7 protein-coding genes are annotated in these 9,820 nt (G+C 56.8%); all 7 read left to right on the top strand.

Annotation, left to right across the window (positions count from 1 at the left end):
* Positions 1–28 precede the first annotated feature (28 nt).
* Entirely contained in the window at positions 29–1,441 is a 1,413-nt protein-coding gene (gene sufB, locus PHD76_11445; GenBank protein ID MDD5262449.1) for a Fe-S cluster assembly protein SufB, read from the top strand.
* Positions 1,442–1,481: 40 nt separating this feature from the next.
* Complete coding sequence (locus PHD76_11450; GenBank protein ID MDD5262450.1) at positions 1,482–1,715, top strand: ferredoxin; 234 nt, start codon at positions 1,482–1,484, stop codon at positions 1,713–1,715.
* A gap of 98 nt (positions 1,716–1,813) precedes the next feature.
* Positions 1,814–3,241: a Fe-S cluster assembly protein SufD gene (gene sufD, locus PHD76_11455; protein ID MDD5262451.1), complete on the top strand. Its 1,428-nt coding sequence runs from the start codon at positions 1,814–1,816 to the stop codon at positions 3,239–3,241.
* A gap of 18 nt (positions 3,242–3,259) precedes the next feature.
* Positions 3,260–3,817: a putative Fe-S cluster assembly protein SufT gene (sufT, locus tag PHD76_11460; protein MDD5262452.1), complete on the top strand. Its 558-nt coding sequence runs from the start codon at positions 3,260–3,262 to the stop codon at positions 3,815–3,817.
* A gap of 709 nt (positions 3,818–4,526) precedes the next feature.
* Entirely contained in the window at positions 4,527–5,459 is a 933-nt protein-coding gene (locus PHD76_11465; GenBank protein ID MDD5262453.1) for a hypothetical protein, read from the top strand.
* A gap of 90 nt (positions 5,460–5,549) precedes the next feature.
* On the top strand, positions 5,550–9,437 hold the full coding sequence (locus tag PHD76_11470; protein MDD5262454.1) for an AAA family ATPase: 3,888 nt from the start codon (positions 5,550–5,552) through the stop codon (positions 9,435–9,437).
* A gap of 42 nt (positions 9,438–9,479) precedes the next feature.
* Positions 9,480–9,820 (top strand): hypothetical protein (locus PHD76_11475; GenBank protein ID MDD5262455.1); only part of this gene is annotated, 341 nt, incomplete at its 3' end.

A 9,820-nucleotide genomic window follows, 5' to 3' on the forward strand; every position in this document is an offset into this window, starting at 1 on the left:
CCGGAACACCGAACTGGAGTGAGTACAAATGAATGTCGCCGAAAAACCTGATTTGAATCTGGACGTGGAGATGGGAAATTTTTCCTATCCAGAGAGTTACGCCTTTGACGCGGGCATCGGCCTCAGCGAGGACACGGTACGTTACATCAGCGACATCAAGGACGATCCGGAGTGGATCCGCCAGTTCCGTCTGAGAGCTTTGGATATTTTTCTCAAGAAACCGACACCGACGCATTGGGCCAGCAAGGACCTGGAAAACATCCATTTTGAAAAAATCCGGTATTACCTGTCCAAGGGCCAGGTTCCCAAACGCAGTTGGGACGAAGTGCCGGATGATGTGAAGAGGACCTTCGAGCGACTGGGCATTCCCGAAAAGGAACGCAAATTTCTGGCCGGCGTGGAAGCGCAGTTCGACAGCGAAGCCGCCTACTCTAACATGAAGCAGGCCCTGACCGACCAGGGCGTGATCTTTGTGGGGAGCACCGAGGGATTGAAAAAATATCCTGAGATTTTCCGGCCCTGGTTCGGCAAGGTGATCCCGATCGGGGACAACAAATATTCCGCCTTGAACAGCGCGGTGTTCAGCGGGGGTAGTTTCATCTACGTGCCCAAGGGCGTGAAAGTCCGCCATCCGTTGCAGGCCTATTTCCGGATCAATGCCGAATCCTTCGGCCAGTTTGAGCGCACGCTCATCATTGCCGACGAAGGTTCTGAAGTGACCTACATGGAAGGCTGCACGGCCCCCAAGTTTGAGACCACCACGCTGCACAGCGCCGTGGTCGAACTGGTTGCGCTGAAAGGCGCCAAGATCCAGTACATCACCGTGCAAAACTGGAGCGCGAACGTTTTTAACCTGGTGACCAAGCGCGGCATGGCGATGGAAGAAGCCGAGATCAAGTGGATCGATTGCAACATCGGCTCGCGCCTCACCATGAAATATCCCGGCGTGATTTTGAAAGGCCGCAAGGCGCGCGGCGAAGTCCTCAGCATCGCCCTGGCCAACAACGGACAGCACCAGGACACCGGCGCCAAGATGATTCATGCGGCGGACGAAACCACCAGCAACATCATTGCCAAGAGCATCAGCATCGGCAAGGGCCGGTCAAGTTACCGCGGCCTGGTGCATATCCCGAAACACTTGAAGCATTGCAAGAACAACACGGAGTGCGACGCACTTCTCATCAACCCGGAATCCCGGACCGATACGTACCCTGCGATTTCGGTCCGGGGTGACGGGAACTCCGTCCAGCACGAGGCCAGCGTGAGCAAGGTCAGCGCCGAGCAGATTTTTTACATGCAACAGCGCGGACTCAGCGAGGCCCAGGCCATGAGCCTCAGCGTCAACGGATTCGTGAACGACCTCGTCAACCAGTTCCCGATCGAATACAGCGTCGAACTGAAACGTTTAATCGATCTTGAAATGGAAGGCTCAGTCGGCTAATTCGGAAGGTTCAAAACCTCAATATTAGACAAGGAAAACTATGGCAGATTTAGCAAACCGTTATCCGGAAAATGTTCCGGGATCGTATTACGTGGACAACCAATGCATCGACTGCGACCTGTGCCGTGAAACGGCTCCGGCCAATTTCAGCCGTCAGGACGACGGCGGCTACTCGTATGTCTATAAGCAGCCGGCCAGCCCTGAAGAGGCCGCGCTCTGCAAGGAAGCCATGGAAGGCTGTCCGGTTGAAGCCATCGGCAACGACGGCGCCTGACCCTTTTTTACTCGGTTAAATCGGGCTCAAAAGCGGCCCCGCCAGAGCCGGAGCCGGACGAAAACCCGGTTTCCGAATCTGGGAGTCTGATGAAATACATGGAAACTGTTGTGGAAGAGAAATCATCGGGGACGGCGGCAAACGCCACAGGGACAAGCTCTTCCCTGTTATCAGATCCGGTTCCCGGCCGCCAAACGTCCGAACTTCCGGCTTGGTGGGTGGAAGGGCAACTGGAAAGCTGGAAACGGTTTCAGTCGCTGCCCATGCCCAAACGCAAGGATGAAGACTGGCGCTTTGCGACGATCCAAAGCCTGGAGCTCGGCCCCTATGTGCTGCCGGATCCGACGCCCGAATCCTTCCGCGAACAGATACTCAACGCTTCCAAAGCCGATTTTGAGACGGCCGGACATGCGGTTTTTGCCAATGACGAACTGCTGTCGTTTTCCGCCATCTCGGCGGACCTGGCAGCCCGCGGGGTTATCTTCGAACCCATTTCATCGGCCTTGCGCAAACATCCTGATTTGCTGAAAAAGCACTTCATGGAACAGCCCGTTGTTTTGGGCTCTGAAAAATTTTCCGCCCTGCACCGCGCCCGCTGCTGCGACGGCATTTTGCTTTATGTGCCGAAGAATGTGGCGGTCGAATTGCCATTGGCGGCCTGGCATTGGATGACCGGCCGGAACAGTTCCGTTTTCCCGCACACGCTGATTGTGGCGGGCGACAACAGCTCGGTGACCTTTGCTGATTTTTACCGTTCGCTGGACGAGACGCCCGGCTTTGCGTGCAGTGTGAGCGATTTGATCGTAGGGCAGGGGGCCCGCGTCAATTATCTCTGCTGCCAGACATGGAGCGAAAGCGTGCTGACATTCCAGATGTGCTCGACTCATGTCGGCAAGGACGCCAACGCGAAATCGTTGAACTTCAATCTGGGCGGCTCGTTTGCCCGCATCGAAAGCCACAGCCGCCTGGCCGGGCCCGGCGCGCGCAGCGAAATGCTCGGCTTGTCCGCCTGCCACGGGCGCCAGGAGTTCGACCAGCGGACCCTGCAGGATCACATTGAGCCCAATACCTGGAGCGACCTGCTTTACAAAAACACGCTGAACCATCGCGCGAAAACGATCTTCGAAGGCTTGATCAAAGTGGAGCCGGGCGCGAAGCAAACCGATGCCTATCAAACAAATCGCAACCTTCTTCTCAGTGCCGACGCCGAGGCCGATTCGATGCCGGGCCTGGAAATCCGCAACGACGACGTGAAGTGCAGCCACGGCGCCACGACCGGGCAGATTGATTTTGAAGAATTATTTTACATGCAGACCCGGGGCATCCCGCGCCATGAAGCCGATTACCTGATATCGGTCGGTTTCGCCGAGGAAGTGCTGTCGCGCTTTGGGCGGCCCGAAATCAGCGCGCAGTTGCGCGGATTGATTGCCGAAAAATTCCTTCGCTCCAGGGGCATCAGTGTGGATGCGGTGGCCGAGGGCGGGATCGACGAAACCAATGTCCGCAGCCTGCAGGGGACGGAATAGTTCCCGGAACAAAATTTCATGAGCAAGCACGATCCGGTCAAGCTTACGCGCGACGTTGAAGCCACGCGCATCCCCAGTGGTGAGAAATTGACCCTCAAAGCCGGGCTTGAAGTCGGCATTACCCAGTCTTTGGGCGGGACCTATACCGTGGTGTCGAACCAGGGCATGGCCCGCATCGAAGCGCGCGACGCCGATGCGCTGGGTCTTGAATCGGCGAAGGACGCTGCGGATCTGCCCGCTGCCGGGGAGCCGTTGGATGGCAAACAGATCGAAGCCAAAATTTGGGAGCTGCTGAAAACGGTTTATGATCCTGAAATTCCCGTGAACATCGTCGATCTGGGTTTGGTTTATGACCTGAGTCTGGAGCCAAAAGACGACGGCACCCACAAGGCCCAGGTCAAGATGACCCTGACCGCGCCGGGCTGCGGCATGGGGCCCGTGCTGCAGAACGACGCCCAGAACAAGATTTTGAGCATTGGCGGAGTCAGCGAAGCCGAGGTGTTCCTCGTCTGGGAACCGCCCTGGCACCAGGGCATGATCAGCGAAGTCGGCCGCATGAAACTGGGCCTGGTTTAGGAAGTTTCACCGCAGTCGCAGAGAGCGCAGAGGAATACGGGTTTAACCGCTGATAACGCGGATTCCCCAGATTTCTGGCTTAAAACTTTCATTGAACCACGGATAAACACGGATGGACACTGATGTTGAAACACCGTGAGCGCTGAAGGCGCGGAATAGGGTGGAAAATTTTGGAGTGCGTCCGCCGCTGCGGACGCTTTGCATTTGTATTAACGTCATGTCGCTCGCGGTACATGGATATTCGAAGCCGTTCTCAAAAATCACTAAGAACCAAGAACAAGGAACCAAGAACTATTTCCCCCTTCCTCTCCCACCCAATCCCGGACTTGTCTCCAGCCCGAATCCATGCATGCTGCTGGGATCTGTGAGGTCTTCCTGAATGAAATTGCCCTAAATTTAAAATACTGTTAGGTTCAATATTATGAGCAAAATACTACAGCTCCTTGCGAAACGCTACGCCCTTTTTGCGCTACGAACACGCTCAAATCCAAATCTATCGATTTGTTTATGTATCCTTGGTGTACTCAATGCCTTTCGTAATTTCTGGATTTATTTCAGTAAAGCAGGACAGGATTATCATTTTTGATTCGGTGCATTTATGCTTGTTCTTACTCTTAGTATTTTTCAAAATATAGGTGTAAGGCTGCTATTTGATGAAATGGGAAAAGAGAATACCTAACTACCTATTCATCAAATCCCTTCCTCCACCATGAAAACCATCCTTTGTTTCCTCGCTGCCACGGTGCTTTTTTCCCCGGGGTTGCATGCCCAGAAAACTTTGGACTGGGACGCGGGCCCGCTCCCGGAAGACCAGCTTAAAACGGTGCAATTCCGCGGGTGGATACCGGGCGGCGACGGCCCTTTGAACGGGGTGGTGGTCCTGATTCCGGGCCGCCACGGCGACGGTCGTGGCATGGCGGACGATCCCCACTGGCAGGCGCTCGCCACCGACGTGCGTTTCGCCATCCTGGCCTGCCGTTTTGCCGATGGCGACCCCTTCGCGTATCAAGGCGATCAGGGACCGCTCTGCAAAGTTATCAACCAAGCGGTGGAAAAGCTGGCGCAGGACAGCGCGCACGAAGAACTGCGCAAAGCGCCCCTGGCATTGTGGGGGCACTCCGCGGGATCGAATGTTTCGGTCCGCTATTGCACCTATTTCCCCGAACGAGTGGCCGCCTTTGCCAGCATCAGGGGGACTTGTGGCCCCGGAGCCGACATGCCTCCCGGCAAAGCTGAGATCCCTATTTTTATTGCCACCGGCGGGAAAGACAAACCGGACTGGGTGCAAGATGCGCTGAAAAACTACGAGGCCGGACGTCAAAAACACGCGGTATGGACGCTGGCTCTCAATCCCAACGAGGGCCATGACATTGGGAAAAGCATGGATGTTGCCATCCCGTTCCTGCGCTCGGCCATTCGCAAACGGCTGTCGCTGGACGATACAGGCCACGGAAGCTTGCAAACCCAAGGCTCCGGCCAGGTGCATCTGGAGCGGATATCTTTTCAATCCGGCTGGCTGGGTGATCCGAAAACCTACGACATCGCCGTTAACAATGATTTTCATGGCAAACGTCACGAAGCCGTCTGGTTGCCGGATGAAGATGTGGCCAAAGCCTGGCAGTTGTATCTTCGCGGGAATTAAGAGCCCCAAATCTGGCCCTTATGAACCGGGCATCCACTACTAATGGTATTTTTTATTGCCACGTAGCCCGAGCCCTCTTTAATAGTCTGGATGTATTTAAAGTCATTGGAACTCGCCGGGTTCAAATCCTTCGCCCCCCCGACTGCCATTAACTTCCACCGCGGTGTCACCGCCATCGTCGGCCCCAATGGCTGCGGAAAGAGCAATGTGCTCGATTCCATCCGCTGGGTACTGGGCGAAACTTCCGCCAAAGCCCTGCGCGGGGCCCAAATGCAGGACGTGATTTTTGGCGGCACCGACTCCCGAAAATCCATGGGCATGGCCGAGGTGTCCATGACCTTTGCCGACTGCGAAAAGGATCTCGAAGTCGATTTCAACGAAGTCCGGATCACGCGGCGTGTTTTCCGCGATGGCCGCAGCGAGTACGAAATCAACAAAACGCCCTGCCGCCTCAAAGACATCCACAAGCTTTTCATGGACACCGGGATCGGGCGCAGCGCGTACTCGATCATGGAGCAGGGGAAAATCGACCAGATCCTGAGCTCCAAGCCGGAAGACCGCCGGGCGGTTTTCGAGGAAGCGGCCGGCATCACCCGGTTTAAATCGCAGAAAAAGGAGGCTCTCAGAAAGCTGGAGCTAACCGAAGGCAACCTGCTCCGTGTCACCGACATTATCCGCGAGGTGGGCCGCCAGATCGGCTCCCTGCAGCGCCAGGCCTCCAAGGCGCGACGCTACCAGGAGGTGTACAACCGCCTGCGCGACATCGATACGCGCCTCGCGCATCATACGTATGGCGAACTCAAGGCGAAACTGGACCACGGCGAAGCCCTGGCCCAGAACCTGCGCCGCCAATACGAAGAGACCCAGAGCGGCCTTGAGACCCGCGAGGAAACCGTCCGCCAGCGCCGCTCCGAGATGGAACGCCTGGAACAGAACATCCGCCTGCTGGATCAGGAGCGCGGCAACGCCGAGGGCCGTGTTCAACGAGCCGGGCAACAGATTACCTTCAACCGGCAGCGCATCGAAGAACTTGAGTCCCTCAAGGAACGCAATCAGGCCGAGATTGCCGCCAGCGAGGAAAAGCTTCGCATACAACGGGAACAATTTGAGTCCATCAGCGGCGAGTATGGCCGGGTCGATGTGGATATGCAGGCCATACGCAAGGAACTGGACGGCCACAAGGAACGGCTGGATGCGAGCAAGCGCGCGGTGTCGGAAAATCTGGAAACCCGTTCCAGGTTCGAATCTCAAATTTCCGGCATTGACAAGGCCATCAATGAAGCCCGCACGAGGATGGCGGGCATCGAACTGCAAAAGAAAAATTACGGCGTCCGCCGGGTCAAGCTGGACGAGGACGAGGCCTTGTTTACGCAGCAAAAATCGGAACTCGTGGCCAAGTGCGAGGCTCTTGCGCAAAAAATTTCCTCACTGCGCTCCAACGGAGTGGCTCTTTCCTCTGAAATCGAGTCGGGCCGCACCGGGCTGGCCGCGCTCGAAGCGCAACGGAATGCCGCCCGCGCCTCCTTCGATGAGACTCGCAAGCAGATGGAAGAGTTGCAGGCGAACGCGCGGGTTTTGGAGAAACTCATCGCCGCCCATGCCGGATATTCCGAGCCGACGCGGAAGGTTTTGGAATCGTATAAAAACAAGGGCGTGGTGGGAACTTTGCTCGATTTCATCAAGGTCCAGCCCGGTTATGAGAAGGCTGTTGAAGCCGCTTTGGGAGCGGCTTGCGAGGCTGTTTTGGTGGAGTCGCCCAAAATCCTGGAAAAGATCCTGGGAGAACTCGGCGACAGCGGTGTCCTGGCCTTTTCCGACCTCTCAAATGTTTCAAGCCAGCCGGCGCAGCAGCCACGGCCTGAGCAGCAGATGGAGTTGCCTCTCAATCCGTTGAAGAAATTCTGGGGCAGGGTTTCTTCAGTATTTGGCGCGCGATCTTCAGCGCCCGCGGCCCGTCCCGCTCCGATTGAAAAATCGCGAGAAATCTCCTCGACCGTGCCGTCGCTTTCCAGTTTTGTAAGCTGCGAGGGCGATGCGGGCAGGCTGGCTTTGCGCATTCTCAACGAATTTTTGCTGGTCGAGAACGAGCACGACGCAGATGCGTTGCGCAAGGTGCGGAGCGACCGTCATATCGTCACCAAGCGCGGCGAAATCTGGTATCGCGAGGGCTGGCAGATTCGCGGCATCGCGCGCGAGGACGGGCAATCGGTCTTTCAATACGAGAACCAATTGCTCGAACTGCGAAAGCAAATCGAGCCCTTGTCGGCGCGTGTGCAGGCGGCCACGCGCGAGATTGACGGACTTTCCAGCCAGATCACGGATAAGGAACAACGCATCGCTGGGTTGCAGAAGCAAAAACAGGAGATGGAAGGCCAGCTTTCCGGATTGGATTACGAGGAAAAGGGCTTTTTGCGGCAGCAGCACGACGCGGCCAACCGTCTTCAGGCTGTCATGCACGAGCGCAACAGTCTTGGCGCGCAGACCGGGACCGACCAGGAGGATTACAAATCGCTGGAGAAAAGTCTCGGCGAGCTCGCCGCCAGCCGCGAGGAAAAGGCGCGCGAGCAGGAATCCCTGGCGGGACAATTCCAACAACTCAGCCAGCAGGTGGAGCAATGGACGCAGGCTGTCACCGAATGCCGGGTCAAGGAAGCGGCGGCCTTGCAACGCCTGGAAGCCATCCGCCAGCAAAAGGAAGCCATCAGCGCCCGGCTTCATGAATTGGAGGAAGCGGTCAGCCGTTTGCTGGCCGAGACCGAGGATTACGAAGCCAAATCCAAGCAAAGCCATCAGGAGATCTTGGACGCCGAATTGGACTCAAGGAAATCGGAGGAAGAAGTCGCCGCCATCGCCGTCAAGATTCAGGAAACCGCTTCGATCAAGGAAGGCATTCAAGGAGAGCTGGTTGGAATTGAAGAGTCGCTGCGCCACGACCGCCGCCGCGCCACGGAATTGCAGACCGAATACAGCGGCGAGGAAGTCGCGGTCGCCGGTCAACGGATGAAGCTGGATGCCTTGATCGAGCGCATCAACCGCCAATACCAGGTGGATCTCGCCACCTGGAGCCCGTCCGTTACCGCGCCTGTTGAGGCTCAGCCGGAGAAAGCGGAGGCAGCGACGGAGGAGGGGACGTCCGAATCAGCCGAAGGCGAGGCGATATCGGTGGAGGGCGCAGAGCCTGTTGCCGAGGCGCCCAGCGTGCCGGAACCTGTTCAGGAAGTTGAAGAGCCCGATTGGGCGGCCCTCGAACAGGAAGTGGCCGAGCTGCGTGAAAAACTGGACCGCATGGGGCCTGTCAATGTGGAAGCGATTACCGAGTATGAAGAGCTCGAACAGCGCCATAAATTCCTCCAGACCCAGGAACAGGATCTGATCCATTCGCGCGATCAACTCCACGAGGCGATCAAGAAAATCAACCAGACCACCCAGGTGCTCTTTGCCGAAACCTTTGCGAAGGTGCAAAAGAACTTCGAGGAAATGTTCCTGGAGATTTTTGGAGGCGGGAAGGCCCATCTCGTGTTGCAGGACGAAAACGATCCGCTCGAATGCGGCATCGACATCATCGCCCGCCCTCCTGGAAAACAGTTGCAATCCATCTCGCTGCTGTCGGGCGGAGAACGCACCATGACCGCCGTGGCGCTGATGTTCGCCATTTATATGGTCAAGCCGAGCCCGTTCTGTTTCCTCGACGAAATGGATGCGCCGCTCGACGAATCGAATATCAACCGGTTCATCCGTATTCTTCAGCGTTTTGTGAAGCAATCGCAGTTCTGCGTCATTACCCACAACAAGCGCACCATCAGCAGCGCGGACGTGCTTTACGGCGTGACGATGGAGGAGCATGGCGTGTCGAAGATCGTGTCGGTCAAGCTGTCGCGCAAGGAGGAATCGCCGCTTTTTGCGGAGAATGAGGAGCATCCGCGCTCCATTGCGGATTCCATCCGTGGGGAAAGCGTGCTGCCGGAGCAGGCGATCTAGCGGTGGCGTTATTGCCGCCGATCTGATAAAATTACCGATTCCATGACTACTCCTCCCGATTTGGATGCTTTACTCGAAACCGCGCGGCAATCCGCTTTGTCGGCGGGCGCTTTGCTGCGGGAACGTTTCGGCACGCAACTGGTGGTGAATGAAGCCTCGCATCACGACCTCAAGATCCAGTTGGATGTGGACATTCAAAACCTGCTGACGCGGGAAATTCAATCCGCTTTTCCGGAACATCTGATTCTGGGCGAGGAAGGCGGCGAAGGCAGCGGGGGCAGGGGCTACGAATGGATTCTGGACCCCATCGACGGCACAGTGAACCTTGCCTATGGCATTCCGCACTTTTGCGTCTCGGTGGCCTGCCGGCTCGACGACCAAAT

The sequence above is a fragment of the Candidatus Methylacidiphilales bacterium genome (assembly GCA_028713655.1).
Classification (GTDB): Bacteria; Verrucomicrobiota; Verrucomicrobiia; order Methylacidiphilales; family JAAUTS01; genus JAQTNW01.

Excerpts from the sequence above, each read along its gene's own strand:
- sufB (MDD5262449.1), top strand. The coding sequence starts at position 29 with ATGAATGTCGCCGAAAAACCTGATTTGAATCTGGACGTGGAGATGGGA.
- sufD (MDD5262451.1), top strand. The coding sequence starts at position 1,814 with ATGGAAACTGTTGTGGAAGAGAAATCATCGGGGACGGCGGCAAACGCC.
- PHD76_11470 (MDD5262454.1), top strand. The coding sequence starts at position 5,550 with ATGTATTTAAAGTCATTGGAACTCGCCGGGTTCAAATCCTTCGCCCCC.
- sufT (MDD5262452.1), top strand. The coding sequence starts at position 3,260 with ATGAGCAAGCACGATCCGGTCAAGCTTACGCGCGACGTTGAAGCCACG.
- PHD76_11465 (MDD5262453.1), top strand. The coding sequence starts at position 4,527 with ATGAAAACCATCCTTTGTTTCCTCGCTGCCACGGTGCTTTTTTCCCCG.
- PHD76_11450 (MDD5262450.1), top strand. The coding sequence starts at position 1,482 with ATGGCAGATTTAGCAAACCGTTATCCGGAAAATGTTCCGGGATCGTAT.